This is a genomic window from Tessaracoccus sp. MC1756, assembly GCF_014164735.1.
GTDB lineage: Bacteria > Actinomycetota > Actinomycetes > Propionibacteriales > Propionibacteriaceae > Arachnia.
This window is the reverse complement of sequence record NZ_JACJFZ010000002.1, coordinates 88,583-104,376: the sequence shown is the minus strand read 5'-3', so window position 1 is coordinate 104,376 and position 15,794 is coordinate 88,583. Positions and strand designations below refer to the sequence as shown.

General features: G+C 68.4%; 16 protein-coding genes. 10 read left to right on the top strand and 6 right to left on the bottom strand.

What is annotated here, in order from left to right; all coding sequences use genetic code 11:
• The first annotated feature begins 21 nt into the window (after positions 1-21).
• From H5393_RS05755 to H5393_RS05740, 4 genes are read left to right on the top strand one after another with little or no spacing between them, the layout of a single operon-like run.
• A complete protein-coding gene (locus tag H5393_RS05755; RefSeq protein WP_076060413.1) occupies positions 22-357 on the top strand; it encodes a lycopene cyclase domain-containing protein in 336 nt (111 codons plus the stop codon).
• Positions 350-667 carry a lycopene cyclase domain-containing protein gene (locus H5393_RS05750; protein WP_182764445.1) on the top strand — a complete coding sequence of 106 codons (318 nt, stop codon included), beginning with the start codon at positions 350-352 and terminating at the stop codon, positions 665-667. The genes H5393_RS05755 and H5393_RS05750 overlap by 8 nt, the downstream gene beginning before the upstream one ends.
• Positions 664-1,380 (top strand): class I SAM-dependent methyltransferase, encoded by a 717-nt coding sequence (locus H5393_RS05745; protein WP_182764444.1) that lies wholly within the window; start codon positions 664-666, stop codon positions 1,378-1,380. Before H5393_RS05750 ends, H5393_RS05745 begins: the two co-directional genes overlap by 4 nt.
• On the top strand, positions 1,377-2,885 hold the full coding sequence (locus H5393_RS05740) for an FAD-dependent oxidoreductase (RefSeq protein WP_182764443.1): 1,509 nt from the start codon (positions 1,377-1,379) through the stop codon (positions 2,883-2,885). The genes H5393_RS05745 and H5393_RS05740 overlap by 4 nt, the downstream gene beginning before the upstream one ends.
• Here the strand turns inward: H5393_RS05740 and H5393_RS05735 are convergent, their stop codons facing one another.
• From H5393_RS05735 to idi, 3 genes are read right to left on the bottom strand one after another with little or no spacing between them, the layout of a single operon-like run.
• A complete protein-coding gene (locus H5393_RS05735; RefSeq protein ID WP_182764442.1) occupies positions 2,886-3,773 on the bottom strand; it encodes a phytoene/squalene synthase family protein in 888 nt (295 codons plus the stop codon).
• The gene (gene crtI, locus H5393_RS05730; protein WP_182765875.1) at positions 3,773-5,242 is read right to left on the bottom strand and encodes a phytoene desaturase family protein; all 1,470 of its coding nucleotides are present in this window, start codon (positions 5,240-5,242) and stop codon (positions 3,773-3,775) included. Before crtI ends, H5393_RS05735 begins: the two co-directional genes overlap by 1 nt.
• On the bottom strand, positions 5,239-6,894 hold the full coding sequence (gene idi, locus H5393_RS05725) for an isopentenyl-diphosphate Delta-isomerase (protein ID WP_182765874.1): 1,656 nt from the start codon (positions 6,892-6,894) through the stop codon (positions 5,239-5,241). The genes crtI and idi overlap by 4 nt, the downstream gene beginning before the upstream one ends.
• A gap of 139 nt (positions 6,895-7,033) precedes the next feature.
• On the opposite strand from idi, the gene H5393_RS05720 reads away from it, so the two are divergent.
• Positions 7,034-7,897: a MerR family transcriptional regulator gene (locus H5393_RS05720; protein WP_182765873.1), complete on the top strand. Its 864-nt coding sequence runs from the start codon at positions 7,034-7,036 to the stop codon at positions 7,895-7,897.
• Between the two features lie 79 nt (positions 7,898-7,976).
• The gene (locus H5393_RS05715) at positions 7,977-8,762 is read left to right on the top strand and encodes a TspO/MBR family protein (RefSeq protein ID WP_182765872.1); all 786 of its coding nucleotides are present in this window, start codon (positions 7,977-7,979) and stop codon (positions 8,760-8,762) included.
• On the opposite strand, the gene H5393_RS05710 is transcribed toward H5393_RS05715, so the two are convergent.
• From H5393_RS05710 to H5393_RS05700, 3 genes are read right to left on the bottom strand one after another with little or no spacing between them, the layout of a single operon-like run.
• The gene (locus H5393_RS05710; protein WP_182765871.1) at positions 8,759-9,619 is read right to left on the bottom strand and encodes an exodeoxyribonuclease III; all 861 of its coding nucleotides are present in this window, start codon (positions 9,617-9,619) and stop codon (positions 8,759-8,761) included. The genes H5393_RS05715 and H5393_RS05710 overlap by 4 nt on opposite strands.
• A 25-nt stretch (positions 9,620-9,644) precedes the next feature.
• Positions 9,645-10,073, bottom strand: coding sequence for an HIT family protein (locus H5393_RS05705; protein WP_182765870.1), 429 nt, complete (start codon positions 10,071-10,073; stop codon positions 9,645-9,647).
• 1 nt (position 10,074) lies between these two features.
• Positions 10,075-10,938 (bottom strand): serine/threonine-protein kinase, encoded by an 864-nt coding sequence (locus H5393_RS05700; protein ID WP_370585961.1) that lies wholly within the window; start codon positions 10,936-10,938, stop codon positions 10,075-10,077.
• A gap of 343 nt (positions 10,939-11,281) precedes the next feature.
• On the opposite strand from H5393_RS05700, the gene H5393_RS05695 reads away from it, so the two are divergent.
• From H5393_RS05695 to H5393_RS05680, 4 genes are all read left to right on the top strand, one after another.
• Entirely contained in the window at positions 11,282-12,163 is an 882-nt protein-coding gene (locus H5393_RS05695; protein ID WP_182765868.1) for an N-acyl homoserine lactonase family protein, read from the top strand.
• 10 nt (positions 12,164-12,173) lie between these two features.
• Positions 12,174-13,190, top strand: a complete 1,017-nt coding sequence (locus H5393_RS05690) for a sugar ABC transporter substrate-binding protein (protein ID WP_182765867.1) — start codon at positions 12,174-12,176, stop codon at positions 13,188-13,190.
• Positions 13,191-13,263: 73 nt separating this feature from the next.
• A complete protein-coding gene (locus H5393_RS05685; protein ID WP_182765866.1) occupies positions 13,264-14,757 on the top strand; it encodes a sugar ABC transporter ATP-binding protein in 1,494 nt (497 codons plus the stop codon).
• Positions 14,754-15,764, top strand: coding sequence for an ABC transporter permease (locus tag H5393_RS05680; protein ID WP_182765865.1), 1,011 nt, complete (start codon positions 14,754-14,756; stop codon positions 15,762-15,764). The genes H5393_RS05685 and H5393_RS05680 overlap by 4 nt, the downstream gene beginning before the upstream one ends.
• Positions 15,765-15,794 lie beyond the last annotated feature (30 nt).

The following is a 15,794-nucleotide window of genomic DNA, read 5'->3' as shown; positions in this document are numbered from 1 at the left end:
CGAACCTCTAGGGTGACAGTGATGGCTGACAGCTACCAGTACCTGATCCTGATGGCCGCGTGCGTGGCGATCACCCTGCCGCTCGAGTTCGTGCTCCGCGCCCGGGTCTACCGGCGTCCCCTCCGGTTGCTGCTCGCGATGCTCCCCATGCTCGTGGTCTTCCTCGCCTGGGACGTGCTGGGCATCCTGCGCGACCACTGGACCTACAGCGAGCGCTTCACCACGGGGATCATGCTCGGAGTGCTTCCGCTCGAGGAGCTGCTGTTCTTCCTGGTCATCCCCATCTGCGGGCTGCTGACGTACGAGGGTGTCGGCTACGTCCTTGGCCGCCTCCGCGGGAGGAAAGACGATGCCTGAGTACACGGTCCTTACCGTCATCGGGATCCTCGCCGTCATCGCCCTGGAGGCCTTCTGGCTGCGCACCGGCCTGTTCCGCTCGCTGCAGTACTGGATCTCGATGGCCATCATCTTCTTCTTCCAGGGCCTGGTCGACGGCTGGCTCACGAAGCTCTCAGACCCCATCGTGCTCTACAACCCGGCACACCATTCCGGCATCCGGTTCCCCTGGGACATCCCGATTGAGGACTTCGGCTTCGGGTGGACCATGCTCACCCTCACAATGCTCGTATGGGTGGCGCTGGGTCGACGAAAGGGAGAGCCCGCATGAACATGGCAGAAGCCTTCGACCGCGGTGCCCGCCGCTATGACCTCATGGTGCGGCTCAACCCCGGCTACCACCGCGAACTGCGCCGCGCGGCCGAGGCCCTGACGTCGCGTCTCGACGGTGATCCCCAGGCCCTGCTGGATCTGGCCTGCGGCTCGGGCGCCTCCACCCGGGCGCTGGCCGACACGGCCCCAGAGGGGTCCTACATCCTGGGCCTCGACGCGTCGCCGGGCATGCTGGAGCGGGCCCGTGCCAAGCGCTGGCCTCCGCAGGTCCGGTTCGAGCGGGCCACCATTGGCGAGCTGAACCTGGACAGGTGGGCCCGCGGAACTTTCGACGGCGCCCTCGCCTGTTACCTGTTCCGCAACGTGCCCGGGGAGCAGCGTGACAGCGCGGTGGCCGAGGTGTTCGAGCTGCTGCGCCCCGGTGCGTGGCTGTGCGTGCAGGAGTACTCGGTGGCCGGCAACAACGCCGCGCGCCGGGTGTGGGACGCCGTCAGCCACGGCGTGACCATCCCGCTGGGCTCGGTGGTGGACCGCAACCCGACGCTGTACCGATACCTCTGGCGCAGCGTGATCGACTTCGATTCGGTCTCCACGTTCGCCGACAGGTTGAGCGCTGCCGGGTTCGTCGATGTCGCCCACCGCACGGCCGTGGGGTGGCAGCGCGGAGTGCTCCACACCTTCATCGCCCGCAAACCGGAGGAGACCCCATGAGCCAACGCCCCGGCAGGGACAAGCGCGCCGTCCGCCACCCTGGGCAGGCCGGCGCCCGTCATCTCGACGGGGGCCGCCACGCGCTGGTGGTGGGCGGCGGCATCGCCGGCCTCGCGGCCGCCACCGCACTGGCTGAGCGAGGGGTGCGCGTCACGCTGTTCGAGGCCGGCGACAGGCTCGGCGGCCGCGTCGCCGCCTGGCCGCTGGAGGACGGCCGCACCATGAGCCGCGGCTTCCACGCCTTCTTCCGCCAGTACTACAACCTGCGCCGGCTGCTGCGCCGCGCAGATGTCGATCTGTCGTTCCTCGTCCCTATCGACGACTACCCCCTGCAGCGGCCGGACGGGCTGCGCGACTCGTTCACCGGCCTGGCGAAGACGCCGCCGTGGTCTGTGTTGCAGTTCGTCGCCCGCAGCCCCGCGTTCTCGCTGAAGGGGCTGGCCAAGGTGCGCATCCCTGCGGCCCTCGAGCTGCTCCAGGTGCAGTTCCCCGAAACCTATGAGCGCTACGACGGCGAATCCGCCGCGGCCTTCCTGGACCGGCTCCGGTTCCCCGACGGGGCCCGCGACCTGGCGCTGGAGGTGTTCGCGCGCTCCTTCTTCGCCGACCCGCGCGAGTTCGGCGCCGGCGAACTCGTGGCGATGTTCCACACCTACTTCTTGGGCTCGGCCGAGGGCCTGCTCTTCGACGTGCCGGACGACGATTACGACACCGCCCTGTGGGCGCCGCTTGCCCGCGTGCTCGGCGGCCTGGGCGTCGACATCCGCTTCGGCGCCCCCGTCGCTTCGATTCAGCTGGGGGAGAACGGCGCGGCCGTGACCGTCGGCTCTGAGCGCATCGAGGGCGATGCCATGGTGCTCGCCGCAGACCCACGGGCTGCCCGCGCGCTGGCCGCCACCGTCGACGGCGAAGGGCTCGCCGCCTGGCGCGACTCCGTGGCCGCCACGTACAACGCGCCGCCGTTCGCCGTCGTCCGCCTGTGGCTCGACACCCCGGTGCTGGCCACGCGCCCCGCGTTCCTCGGCACGTCGGGCTACGGCCCGCTCGACAACGTCTCAGTGCTGGAACGCTTCGAGGACGGCGCCGAGCGGTGGGCCGAGAGCAACGGCGGCTCAGTCGTCGAGCTGCACGCCTACGCCTGCGACCCGGCCGTCATGGAGGACCAGGCCGCTGCCGGCGACGTGGTGCAGCGCCTGGAGGCGGAACTGCACAGGGTGTTCCCCGAAACGGCGACGGCCGGGGTGGTGGGCCGTGAGGTGCTCATCCGCGACGACTGCACGCTGATCGGCCCCTCGGGCTGGAGTGAGCGCCCAGGCGTCACGACGCCGGACTCCCGGCTCGTGCTGGCGGGCGACTGGCTCCGCTGCGACTACCCGGTGGCGCTCATGGAGCGAGCCGCGACGACCGGCTTCCTGGCTGCCAACGAGCTGTTGGCCGGCTGGGGCGCAGCCGGCCACGACGTGTGGACCGTGCCGATGCGCGGACTCCTCGGCGCCCGGCGCTGACTAGGCCAGCGTCGGCTGGGGGAGCCCGACGGTCAGCGTACGGGCCACCACGCCGAGCTTCTCGCCCACCGGCACCCGGACCCGACCTGAGAAGACGTCGTAACCGCGGGCCTCGATGCGGTCCAGGATGCGGCTGTACAGCACCAGGGCCGTGCCGACGCAGCGGCGCGACGCCGGCGGCAGCATGGGCAGCCCGGTCATCGCCTCGGCGTACAGCGCGCGGTTGCGCTCGAACTGCTCGGCCATCATGGCGCGCCACTGCGGGGTGACCCGGCGCAGCCAGGGATCCGCGCCGTGCTTCGCCAGGTCCGCCTGGGGCACGTAGACGCGGCCCCGGTCGAGGTCCTCCTCGATGTCGCGGAGGAAGTTCGTCAGCTGGAAAGCGTGGCCCAGCGCGCGCGCCGGCCCCCTCGCTTCGACGGTGTACGGCTCGAGCACCGGCAGCATCATCTCGCCGATAACGGCCGCCGAGCCCTCCATGTAGCCGTCGCGGAGGCGCTCCCAGGTGGGCCACGTCTCCGTGTGTAGGTCCAGGGCCATGGCGTCGAAGAAGCGCTCGAAGCATTCGGGATCCGTGCCGCGGCGGCGGATGCTGTCCGCGATCGCGGCCATCACCGGATCCGACGACTGCCCGGAGGCCAGTGCCGTGAAGAACACCTGCCGGAACGCGTCGAGCCGCTCCGCGGGGGTACCGTCCTGGGGTACCGCCAGATCCACCCGTTCCGGCTCGTCGACGATGTCGTCCGCGAGCCGACACAGCGCGTAGACGGAGTAGACATCCCGGCGTTGTGAGGGGGGCAGGAGCAGCGCTCCCCAGTAGTAGGTGGTGCCGTACTGACGGGTCAGTTCACCGCATCGCCGGTAGCCCGCCTCGAGCATCTGGTCCATCAGAGTTCCTCCACACGTCGGGCGGCGAGTTTGCCGGAGATGAGCACCATCGGGATGCCCACGCCGGGCGTGGTGCCGGAGCCCGCGAAGATGAGCCCCCGGGCACGTTTGTCCACGTTGCGCGGGCGGAACGGGCCGGTCTGTGAGAAGGCGTGCGACAGCGCGAACGGCGTGCCGGCCGCCATGCCCTGGGCGGCCCAGTCTGCGGGCGTGACCAGCTCCTCGGTGACGATGTCGACGGGGTAGCCGGCGCCCTCGAGGAAACGCAGCATGCGTTCCCGCAGGCGGGGGCCTTCCAGGGCCCAGTCGAGTTTCCCGACCTGCAGGTTCGGCACCGGCTCCAGCACGTAGAGCGTGTGGTGACCCGCGGGCGCTGCGTCGGGGGCGTGCACCGTCGGGACCGCCACGTAGCGCGACGGGTCCGCCATGGGCACGCCGCGCTTGAGGAGGTCGGTGAAGGCCTCGTCCCACGCGCGTCCGAAGTGGATGTTGTGGTGGCCCACCTGGGGAGGCAGGTCTCCCTTCACACCCAGGTGCCACACCAGCGCCGACGGCGAGAACTTGCCCCGCCGGGCGACCCTCGGGGCCTGAAGATCTGGCAGCAGCCGCTCGTAGGCGACGGGGAGGTCGGCCGTCACGACGACGGCTTCCGCGGGCACCACCTCGTGGTCCGTCAGGCGGACCCCGGTCACGGCCCCGTCGGCTCCGCGCAGCACTCTCTCGACGGTGGCGTTGTAGCGCACCTCGACCCCGGCGTCGACCGCCGCCGCGGCCATGGCGCGCGGCACGGCGTGCATCCCGCCCTCGGGGAACCACACGCCCTCGATGGAATCCATGTACGTGATCACCGCGTACAGCGCCAGGGCCTGGGCCGGCGCGAGACCGGCGTACATCGCCTGGAAGCTGAACACCCGGTGAAGGCGCTCGTCGTCGAAGCGGCGTGCGACGGAAGGGCCGAGGCGACCGAACGCCCCGAGCCGCAGCAACTCCAGCGCGGCGGCGGGGGAGCGCAGGAGGCTGAGCGGGGAGGAGAAGTTGGTGTCGATGAAGTTGGGCACCTCGACGTCGTTGAGGCGCTTCAGCCATGCGACGAAGCGGTCGAACGCCGCGGCGTCCTTCGGGCCGCACTGGGCGAGGATCTCTTCGCGCATCAGTTCATGGCCGGGGCGCACCAGCAGCTGTGAGCCGTCGGCGAAGAACGCGTGGTACGCGGGGTCGAGCAGCGCCATCTGCACGTAGTCGCGACTGCTCCGCCCGACGGCGGCGAAGGCCTCCTCGAGCAGGCCGAGCATGGTGAACACCACCGGCCCGGTGTCGAACCGGAAGCCGTCGCGCTCCAGGATCCCGTTGCGCCCACCGGGCACCGCGTCGCGTTCCAGGAGGGTGACCCGGTGCCCCGCGCCGGCTAGGTGCAGGGCTGCGGACAGGCCGGAGAGGCCTGCGCCGACGATCACTACCTTCTTGCTCATGCGTCCCGCCAGGCGACGGCGCGGGCCGCGTCGTGCAGACCGTCGACGCCGGCAGGGACCAGGCCCACGTCGTCGAGGTGGGCGAGGGCGGCGGCCAGGTCGTCGGCGATCAGCTTCTCGAGTTCGACATCGACGCCGGCCTCACGCATGGCGTGGGCCAGTTCCGGGGCGTCGCTCCGGGCGAATCCGTCCGTGCCGAGCGCCTCGATGGTGTCGCGGCTGGTGCCGGTGAGCCGTTCCCGCGCGATGGACAGGAGCACGGTGGCCTTCGCGTCGACGAGGTCGTCGCCGGCCGGCTTTCCGGTGATGTGGGGGTCTCCCCACACGCCCAGGTAATCGTCGCGGAGGGCGAAGGCGCGGCCGAGGAGTTCGCCACAGGCCAGAAGGGCCTCCTCGGCCTCGGTGGAGGCGCCGGCGGCGATCGCGCCGAACTGGAGCGGCCGCATCACGGTGTAGCGCCCCGACTTCAGCCGGGCGACCGATTCGGCGTGGTGGCGGTCCCAGCGGCCGGCGACGGCGCCGGTGAGGTCCGCGCGCTGGCCGGCGATGAGTTCCACGCAGAGCCGGTACCACGTCTCGCGCAGGCGGCGGGGGAGCCCGTCGACCAGCCGGTCGGCGACGGTGTGGGCGAGGTCGCCCAACAGGACCGCCAGGCTCTCGCCGAAGCGCCGTGCCTCTCCGACGGCGGCGCTGTTGCGGTGCCAATCGGCGGCCTCCACGTGGGCCGACGGGTGGCCGCGGCGGGAATCGGACTCGTCCATCACGTCGTCGTGGATGAGCGCGAACAGGTGGAGGAGTTCGAGGGCGGCGGTGATGCGCAAGAGGCGGAGGTAGGACTCGCTGCCGTGGGCGCCGCCGCCGGCGATGAAGCCCCAGTACGCCAGCCGCACGCGGATGCGCTTGCCGCCGGAGCTGAGCCGGGCCAGCCACTGGGGGAGGTCATCGGCCAGGATGTCGACGCCGAGGTCGCCGATGAGGGCGCCCCATTCGGTGCCGAGTGCGTTGAGTTCGGCGGCGATCAGTTGGTCAACCTCGGCCACAGCCGCGTCGGGATCGGCTGCGGAGCGGTGCTGCAGGTCGTGGGCACCGGGGAAGAGGGTGTTGATCTCCGGAACCTGGAGAGCGGCCCAGGGGCTGTAGACGTGGGGGGTCGCCTCGATCGCGCGGTGCAGGTCTGCCCAGTCGATCCAGGCCCACTCGGCCACTTCCTCGGGGTTCGCCACGGGGTCCTCGTCGCCGACGAAGGCGGCGAAGACGGGGCAGATCTCGTTCTCGACGATGCCCGATGCGTCCGTGGCCTGGTAGCGGAACTGCGGCAGCAGCGATACGAGGGGACCGACGTGCAGCCCGATCTCCTCGCGGATCCGGCGTCGGGCGGCGTCCTCGATCTGCTCGCCGGGCCGGGGGTGACCGCAGGCCGAGTTGGTCCACACGCCTGGCCAGGTTTTCTTCGACAGCGCACGGCGGGTCACGAGGACCTGCCCGGCGGCGTTGAAGAGGTATGTGGAGAAGGCCAGGTGTAGCGGAGTGGAGTCGGTGTGGATGGTGAGGCGGTCTGCGCTGCCGACGGGGCGGCCCGCCTCGTCGAGGAGGATGACCTCGTCCGGATTGGAGGGGCTCGACGTGCTCTGAGCCGAAGTGTGAACTGACATCGCGACCTGTCTAACGTTTGTCTAAGGTTGATGGAACTCTAACGTGAAAGTGAGATGCAGGCAAGGCCAGTGTTCAATGTTTGTCCAAGGCTTGCTAGCGTTATGGTCGACAAGCGTTCCTCCTCAGTCTGGAGCAGAGGTGTACACAATCAAACAGGTTTCGGGGCTCACTGGTGTCTCGGAAGCGGTATTGCGTGCCTGGGAATCCCGGTACGGCATCGTGGAGCCCTCGAGATCCGAGGGGCGCTACCGCCTTTACAGCGACGAGCAAGTGGCTGTGCTGCGGGAGATGGCGGCCCTGGTCGGGGCCGGGGTGCCCGCTTCGCGCGCTGCCGCGACCCTGCTGGCCGAGGTGCGGGATCCGGGTGCCGCGGTCAGCGCCTTCCCTGGGTGGCGGGGCATGGTGGAGGCCGCGGCACGCCTCGACGTCGTAGCGCTGGATGCTGCCATCGCCGCTGCGGCCCCCGTCGAGGGCTTTGAGGCGTTCGCCGACGTGTGGCTGCCGGATGGCCTCCGGGAGTTGGGCGAGGCCTGGGCGAGCGGCGAACTGGGTGTCGCGGCGGAGCACTTCGCCAGCGCCGCGCTCATGCGGACCATCGCCGGCGCCTTCGAGGCGGCAGGCCCGCCGACCACCCCGGGCAAGGTCCTGGTGGGCCTGCCGCACGGGGCGCGTCATGAGTTGATGCTGTTCGCCTTCGCAGCCTGCCTGCGGCGTCTCGGTGCCGATGTCGTCTACCTGGGTGCGGACGTCCCCGCGGCCGAGTGGGAGAGGGCGGCCCGCGAGCACCGCGCCCGGGCGGCCGTCGTGGGCGTCACGTCAGTGCAGAAGCCTTCTGATGGTGCGCAGGAGGTGGTGAGTCGCCTGGCAGGCATCGCGCCACCGGTGAGCGTCTGGGCCGGCGGCTCGCGACGCGCGGAAGTGGAGGGGGCCGAGTCGCTGCCCGACGCCCCCTCCGAAGCGGCGAAGGTATTGCACCGGGCGTTGGTGGCCGGCCGAACGTAGCAACCTTAGACAAACATTGAACAAGACCCTCCGGTTGGGCTACTGTGGTGACATCTACCCCACAGAACGAGGAAACATCATGAACCGCGACCTTCTCCGCCAACTCTGGGTCACCGTCTCCGCCGTGCTCTGCGTGTACGGCACGCTGCTCGGTTTCGGCGTCGTCGGCACCCCCGTCGAGCAGTCGTCGGGTGGCGCGCTGTCTGCCGATGCGACGCTGCTCGCGCCCGGCGGCCCCGCCTTCTCCATCTGGTCGGTGATCTACATCGGCCTGTTCGCGTACGCCATCTGGCAGTGGCTGCCGGCCAACAGGACGTCGGAGCGGGCCCGCGCCACCGGTTGGCTCGCCGGGGCGTCGATGCTGCTCAACGCCGCGTGGATCCTCGTGACGCAGGTCGCCTGGATCTGGGTGAGTGTGCTGGTGATCGCCGTCCTGGCTCTCGTGCTGGGCTTCATCGTGCGTAACCTCACGGCCATTCCGCGTGCGAGCACGGCTGAGCGGATCGTCGTCGACGGCACCTTCGGCCTCTACCTCGGCTGGGTCACCGTCGCGACCTGCGCCAATGTCGCCGCCGCGGGCGATGCCTCGGGCTGGTCCGTGGGCGCGCTGGCAGACCAGGTGATCGCCGTCGTCGTGCTCGCCGCTGCCGCCGGTCTGGGCGCGCTGTTCGCGTGGCAGTTCGGCGGTCGGCTCGCAGTGGCCGCGGCCGCGGGCTGGGGTCTGACGTGGATCGCCATCGCGCGCCTCGGTGATGCGCCTGAGTCGACGCTGGTGGGCATCTCCGCCGTCGTCGCTGCGCTGATCGTCGTCGCGGCAGCCTTCCTGCTGCGTCGCCGGCCCGTGCTCAGGACGTCGGCAGCTTAGTCGCGCGACTGGGGCAGCCTCGTCCTGCCCACACGCTTCGGGTTCGACGGCGGGGGCACCACGGGGCCGATGTCGCCGTCGTAGGCCTGGTCGAGGTCGACGATGACGGGGGCGTGGTCGCTGGGCGCTTTGCCCTTCCGCGCGGCGCGGTCCACCCAGGCGGCCGCGACCCTGTCCGCCACCGGCTGGGACGCGAGCACCAGATCGATCCGCATGCCCAGGTCCTGGTGGAACATCCCGGCGCGGTAGTCCCAGTAGCTGAAGAGGCGCTCGTGCTCGGGCCAGCGGGCCCGCACGACGTCCACCAGCCTGAACGCGTCGATCCGCGCACGCTCGGCCGGGGTCACGTGGGTGTGTCCGACGTAGGCGGAGGGGTCGAACACGTCGACGTCGCTGGGGGCCACGTTCATGTCGCCGCACAGCGCGACCTCCGTGGGTCCGGCGGCAACGACGGCCGCCAGCGCGTCGAGCCACTCGAGCTTGTAGGCGTAGTGGTCTGAGCCCACGGTGCGGCCGTTGGGCACGTACAGGCTGTGGATGCGGATGCCGGCGCAGGTTGCGCTGATGGCCCGGCCCTCCGTCGCGCCGAGATAGTCGGGCTGGCCGTGAAAGTTCCGCTCCACGTCCTCCAGACCCACCCGGGACAACACCGCGACGCCGTTGAACCCGCCCAGCCCGTGGTGGGCCGCCTCGTACCCCAGTTCGGCCAGGGGGGCGGCGAAGAGATCGGTGAAGGCGTCGTCGGTCAGTTTGGTCTCCTGCAGGCAGACGACATCGGGCCGGCGGGCCTCCAGCCAGGGCAGCAGCCGCGGCATCCGTTGCTTGGCGGAGTTGACGTTCCAAGTGGCGATCCTCACCCCTCGAGGCTACCTCCGCCGTGCGTCACGAGGTGGTGAGCGCGGCGCGAAGGCGCTCCGCGTACTGGGCGGCCTCGCCCTCGGCGTATTTCGTGCGAGGCCAGAAGAATCCCCGGAGTCCGTCGCCCTTGGTGCGGGGCACCACGTGCACGTGCAGGTGGGGCACCGACTGGCTGACGACGGTGTTGATCGCGGTGAAACTGCCTTGCGCGCCGAGGGCCTCGACCACCGCTCGTGCCACGCGCTGCACGGCGGCGAAGAGGGGGGCGATCTCGTCCCCGGGCAGCTCCAGAAGCGTTTCGACGTGCTTGACGGGGCACACGAGAACATGGCCCTTGAACACCGGCCTGTGGTCGAGGAAGGCGATGACGCCTTCATCCCGGTACACCACCTCGGCCTCGATCTGCCCGGCCGCAAGGCCGCACACGATGTCGACGCCCGGGGAGGCGGGCATCTCAGGTCGTGACGGCGCGCCGCGGGAGGGCGGGGAGGGCGGCCGTGGCGTCGGGGTCGAACTCTTCCTCGATGGCCACAGGCACCGTCTCCGGCTCGAGCAGTTTCGTCACCAGGGCAGCGGTGGGCCGCTCCTCGGGCTCCTTCGCCATGCAGGCGGTGATGAGCGACTCGAGATCGGGAGGCGTGCCCTCGGGCAGCGGCGGCGGCGGATCCTGCACGTGGGCCAGCGCGGTGGCGATGGGGCTGGTGCGGTCGAAGGGCTTCTTGCCGGTGAGCATCTCGTGGGCGAGCACGCCCAACCCGTAGATGTCCGACGCCGGGCCGACCTGTTGGCCCAACGCCTGCTCCGGGCTCAGGTAGTGGGCGGTGCCGAGGACCTGCCCAGTGAGGGTGCGGGAATCGCGGTCGATGGAACGCGCGATGCCGAAGTCTGTCAGCTTGGCCCCCGTTTCCGGGACCAGGACGTTGGCCGGCTTGATGTCGCGGTGGATGACGCCGGCCTCGTGGGCCACGGTCAACGCCGAAGCCAGCTCGAAGAGGATGGTTCGGGTGGTCTCCGGGGACAGCGGCCCGTCGGCCAGCATGCGGTACAGCGTGGGCCCGTCAACGAACTCCATCACGAGGCAGGACAGTCCGTCTTCCTCGAGGTAGTCGTGGATGGTCACGATGTTGGGGTGGGTGAGCTGCGCGGCGAAGCGCGCCTCGTCGCGGAAACGTTCCACGAGCGCAAGCTCTTCCTGGGTGTGGGGGTGCATGATTTTCAGTGCCAGTCGGCGTTCAAGAACGTCGTCGAAAGCTTCCCAGACCTGCCCCATGCCGCCTGACGCGACGTGACCGATCAATCTATAGCGCTCCGAGAGCACCAGTCCCGGCCGTAGTCGTTGCACGAAACCTCCCCGACCCACCCTCGCGGCGAGGTATCGGATCTTCCTAAGTATAACTCAGCAGACCGTCCGGGTCCGCATCGGTGGCCCACGTGTGGCCCCGATCCGCTAGTCAGGGGGAAATGCGCGGCATCCGCGGGGACGTGGATCGGACCAGCGGACAGCCCATGCCCGGGTTGCAGTCGGAGAGGGGCCCGCGAGGTTGCAGAGAATCACTTGACAAGCCCGGTGGGTGAGCGCATTCTGGGTCTGTACACGTTTACGTAAACGAATACAAAGTCTGGCAATGAAGCCGGTTCACGAACAAGACGGAGTGGTCGGAATGGCGCATTACTCGATCTGGATGCTGGAGTACTCCCACTGTCTCACCCAGCCCATGGGATGCATCTTCTACGGGCAGTGGAACGAAGGTACACGGCCGTTCCCGTACAGCTATGTCTACCTCGAAGGTGAGGGTCACAAGATCCTCGTGGACGTAGGCCACGACGATGACGGCACCAACGAGCGCCTCTCGAAGCGCTATGACGTCATCGACTGGCAGCCCCCGGAGGCTGTCCTCTCGAAGATCGGGGTGCGTCCAGACGACATCGACACGGTGATCCTCACTCACGTCCACTATGACCACGCGGGAGGCGCTCGACGCTTTCCCAACGCGACGTTCTATCTCCAGCGCAAGGATCTTGAGGGAGCCAAGTGGGCCCTGGAGAACCGCCACCTGTTCGAGTCAATCATCGGAGCCATCGACCCCTCCGACATCGCCATGCTCGACGAGTTCGCCGAGCAGGGGAGACTACGTCTCCTCGACGGCGACCTCGAGCTCTTCCCTGGGCTCAGCATCCGTCTGGCCGAAGACACCCACACCTTCGGGTCGCAATACGTCCTCGTGGAGACGGACGGCGAGCCATGGGTCATCACCGGCGACAACCTCTACAGCTATGAGAACGCCGAAGGCATCAACCAGGACGGGGTTCCCGTCAGCATCGGGTTCGGCGGCGGAAGTTGCTGGAACACCCTCACGGCGATCCATGACATGCATGTGGCCGCCGGAGACTCAAACCGGCTGGTGATCGCGCACGAGGGCGCCACCTTCGACCGGCATCCCTCGCACCTCTATCCCGACGGTCTGGCCGTCGCGGAACTCACCCTCGCTCCTGGCGTCGACAGCCGCCTCAACGGGCTCACACAATTCACCCCCACTCAATGAGGAGTTAACAATGTCCACTCGCCGCACGCTGCAGTTCGCAACGGTGCTCCTGGCCGTCTCCGGATTGGCATTGACCGCCTGTTCCTCTGGAACCCCTGACGCCACGTCACAGTCCGACTCTCCCAGCACCTCCGGTGCGACACAGCCAGAGGCTGGTGACCAGCTTCTCGGGATCGTGTCGATCACAGCCACGGACTCCAACAATGCGCGGGTCATCGCCGGCGCAACCGAGGCCGCGGAAGCGGCAGGCTGGAAGGTGGAGGTGGTTGACGCGCAGGGCAATGCGGACACGGCCAACGCCGCCATCCGCAACTTCGTGAGCAAGGACGCCACGGCCGTCTTCGATCTCGTGTTCCCGGTGTCGTCCCTCGGCGCGGGCCTCCAAGCGACCAAGGACGCCGGAATCCCGGTCGCCACCTGGGGCGGGGGTCTCGGCGACGGTGTCGTCATGACGACCGGCGACGGTGGTCCGTTCGCTGAACCCGCCACCCAGGCCATGCTCGACGAAATGGAGGGCAGCGGCTCAGTGCTGGCCCTCACCTATCGAGGTGGACAGGTCTGTCGAGACCGCGAGGCCGTCTTAGACGAGATGCTCAAGGAGAACCCGGACATCAAGGTGACCAAGAGCGAAGTCAACATCCCGGGCTTCCTGCAGGACGGCTCCCGGCACGCCACCGCCTGGCTGGCCGCCCACCCTGGAGGATCTGAGAATCTCGCGATCTGGGGATGCTGGGAAGATCCGACTCTCGGCGCCATCTCCGCGCTCCAGCAGCAGGGACGCACGGATGTCCTGACCTACGGGATCAACGGCTCGAGCACCGCGATCAAGGCTGTTCAGGACGGCACGCTCACGGCGACCGTGTACGAGGACGGCAAGGGCGAGGGCGCAAAGATGTTCGAGGTCGTCCAGGAAGCGATGGAGGCCGGTGAATCCTGGGAGCAGCAGGCCATCGACGTGCCCGGCATCCTCGTGACAGCGGAGAATGTGGACGCGTTCCTCAAGGACCATCCCGAAGCCCTGCAGTGACGGCTGGTGTGACGTGCTGACCAGGTCGCAGCGCCCCCTGAGCGCTGGGTCTCCACTACTGCAGGTGGAGAACGTGTCGAAGAGCTTCGGCGGTGTCCACGCACTGAAGGACGTCTCCGTGGCAATCCGCGCCGGCGTGGTCCACGGATTCGTGGGAGCCAACGGTGCAGGCAAATCCACCCTGATCCGCTGCCTGGCGGGAATCCACCATCCTGAATCGGGGACCATCGAGCTGGATGGCGAGCCGATCACCGTTCCCACACCCCTCGACGCGTCGAAGCTCGGGCTCGCCTTCATCCACCAGGAGATGAGCATCATCCCGGGATGGGACGTCCTGCGGAACATCGCACTGGGGATGCCCTATCGCACCCGGGGCGGGCTCATTGACTGGAAGACGACGAGGGCCCGGGTCCAGACGGTTGCAGATCGCGTCGGCATTCATTTCCGTCTCGATACGTTGATCGACGACCTGAGCACGGCGGACCAGTGGTTGGTGATGATCGCCCGCGCCCTGATGCAGGACGCCCGTCTCATCGCCATGGACGAACCGACGGCTTCCCTGTCGCCGCAGGAGGCCACCAGGCTGCACGGGATCATCCGTGAGCTGACCGCGGCGGGCACGGCCGTCATCTTCGTCTCGCACCGGCTGGGCGAAGTCGCGGAACTCTGTGAGGACATCACCGTCTTCAAGGACGGCAGAGTCGTTCGCAGTGAAGCCGGGCAGCACCTCTCAAGCCACGAGTTGGTGGAGGCCATCGTCGGTCACCACATGGAACTGGTCCGGCGGCCGGACGATACACCCGAACTCGGGGCCGTCGTCCTGGACGCCGAGCACGTCTCTGACGGGCGGATGGTCCACGACGTATCGCTGCAGGTCCGCTCGGGGGAGGTGGTCGGCTTGGGCGGGCTCGTGGGCGCCGGAAGAACGGAGTTCACGCGCCTTGTCTACGGCGCAGAGAAGCTTGTTGGCGGCCGCATCTTTCTGGACGGCGAGACCACTCGCTTCCAGGAGCCTGCCGACGCCGTCGCCCAAGGAGTGGGGATCGTTCCGGAGGAGCGGAGGTCCCAGGGCGTCTTCCTCGACAAGAGCATCGACTTCAACATCAACCTGTCCAGCCTCGACGGGCTGCGGGTCAGCCCGTTCCTGCCGTGGTTGAGGCTCCGCAGCGGGAGGCGGATCGCCCAGGGGCTCGTCGATTCCGTGGGGATCAAGGCGCGTCATGCCGGCGTGCTGGTCGGGTCGCTGTCGGGCGGCAACCAGCAGAAGGTGGCGGTGGCCAGATGGCTGACCGAGGACCGTCGCCTCCTGATCCTTGACGAGCCCTCCCGAGGCGTGGATGTGGGGGCTCGTGCGGAACTGCACACGCTCATCCGTGAGCTGGCTTCACGGGGCGCCGCGGTCCTCGTCGTTTCGTCTGACAACGAAGAGTTGGTCGCGCTCTGCGACCGGGTGGTTGTCATGGCGGAGGGCTACGTGACCGGAGAGCTGACCGGCAGCGAGATAACAACACAGGCCATTCTGGCGCTCAGCTTCGCGCGAGCGCATCACAAGGAGACAGTCGCATGACCACGAGTGCACCCATCAGCGTTCAGCCGGCACCGGCCAATGAGCGGTCCGCGCTCAAACGCCATGTCCTCTCCGCTGTTTCCAAGTACGGCACGCTCATCGCGATGGCGATTCTCATCATTGTGTTCAGCGTCGCGGTGCCCAATGGAGCTTTCCTATCGACGTCGAATCTTCTCAATATCGTCAATCAGTCCGCCTTGACGGCGATCATCGCCAGTGGATTGACGCTGGTGCTGGTGGTCGGTGAGTTCGACCTCTCCCTCGGTTATGCGGCCAGCCTCGCAGGCGTGCTGGTGACTGGCCTCATGGTGAACCAGGGTTTCGCGATTCCGCTGGCCATTCTTGTGACGATTCTCGTGGGCTCGGCGGCAGGCGCCGCCAACGGGTTGCTGGTCACGAAGGCCAAGGTGAACGCCGTCGTGGCGACTCTGGGCATAGGAACGATCCTGGTCGGCCTGACCTTCGGTTACAGCGCCGGCTCTCCGATCGTGCTGCTCCCTCCCGGCTTCGTCCAACTGACTCTCGGGCGGTTCCTCGGGATTCAGAACCCGATCTGGATCATGGCCGTGGTCCTGACGGCGCTGTGGGTGCTGCTCAACCGCACGCCCCTGGGCCAGCGGATCCAGGCCGTGGGGGCCAACTCTGAGGCCGCCAAACTGGCCGGTATCAGGGTGGACCGGACCAAGATCGCTGCCTTCGTCATCGCCGGAGCGTGTGCGGCGCTCACCGGCATGCTCCTGGCCTCGCTGCTCGGAAGTGGCACCATCAGTGCCGCCGATGGCTATTTGATGGATTCCTTCGCCGCGGTGTTTCTTGGTTCCGCAACCCTGCGGAATGGCGAATTTCACATTGTGGGCACCCTCATCGGCGTCCTAGTTGTCAACGTCGGGTTCAATGGTCTCAGCATGATGGGTACTGCTACTTTCTGGCAGTACATATTCAAGGGCGGGATCCTGGTGCTCGCGGTGGCGTTGTCAACCATTGCTCGCAGATACGCCCGTGCTTAGCAGTCCGCGGCGAGAGGAGTTGTGACGTGC

Bases quoted from the DNA above. Each gene is read 5' to 3' on its own strand.
- H5393_RS05755 (WP_076060413.1), top strand. From the start codon at position 22: ATGGCTGACAGCTACCAGTACCTGATCCTGATGGCCGCGTGCGTGGCG.
- H5393_RS05750 (WP_182764445.1), top strand. From the start codon at position 350: ATGCCTGAGTACACGGTCCTTACCGTCATCGGGATCCTCGCCGTCATC.
- H5393_RS05745 (WP_182764444.1), top strand. From the start codon at position 664: ATGAACATGGCAGAAGCCTTCGACCGCGGTGCCCGCCGCTATGACCTC.
- H5393_RS05740 (WP_182764443.1), top strand. From the start codon at position 1,377: ATGAGCCAACGCCCCGGCAGGGACAAGCGCGCCGTCCGCCACCCTGGG.
- H5393_RS05735 (WP_182764442.1), bottom strand. From the start codon at position 3,773: ATGGACCAGATGCTCGAGGCGGGCTACCGGCGATGCGGTGAACTGACC.
- crtI (WP_182765875.1), bottom strand. From the start codon at position 5,242: ATGAGCAAGAAGGTAGTGATCGTCGGCGCAGGCCTCTCCGGCCTGTCC.
- idi (WP_182765874.1), bottom strand. From the start codon at position 6,894: ATGTCAGTTCACACTTCGGCTCAGAGCACGTCGAGCCCCTCCAATCCG.
- H5393_RS05715 (WP_182765872.1), top strand. From the start codon at position 7,977: ATGAACCGCGACCTTCTCCGCCAACTCTGGGTCACCGTCTCCGCCGTG.
- H5393_RS05705 (WP_182765870.1), bottom strand. From the start codon at position 10,073: ATGCCCGCCTCCCCGGGCGTCGACATCGTGTGCGGCCTTGCGGCCGGG.
- H5393_RS05695 (WP_182765868.1), top strand. From the start codon at position 11,282: ATGGCGCATTACTCGATCTGGATGCTGGAGTACTCCCACTGTCTCACC.
- H5393_RS05690 (WP_182765867.1), top strand. From the start codon at position 12,174: ATGTCCACTCGCCGCACGCTGCAGTTCGCAACGGTGCTCCTGGCCGTC.
- H5393_RS05680 (WP_182765865.1), top strand. From the start codon at position 14,754: ATGACCACGAGTGCACCCATCAGCGTTCAGCCGGCACCGGCCAATGAG.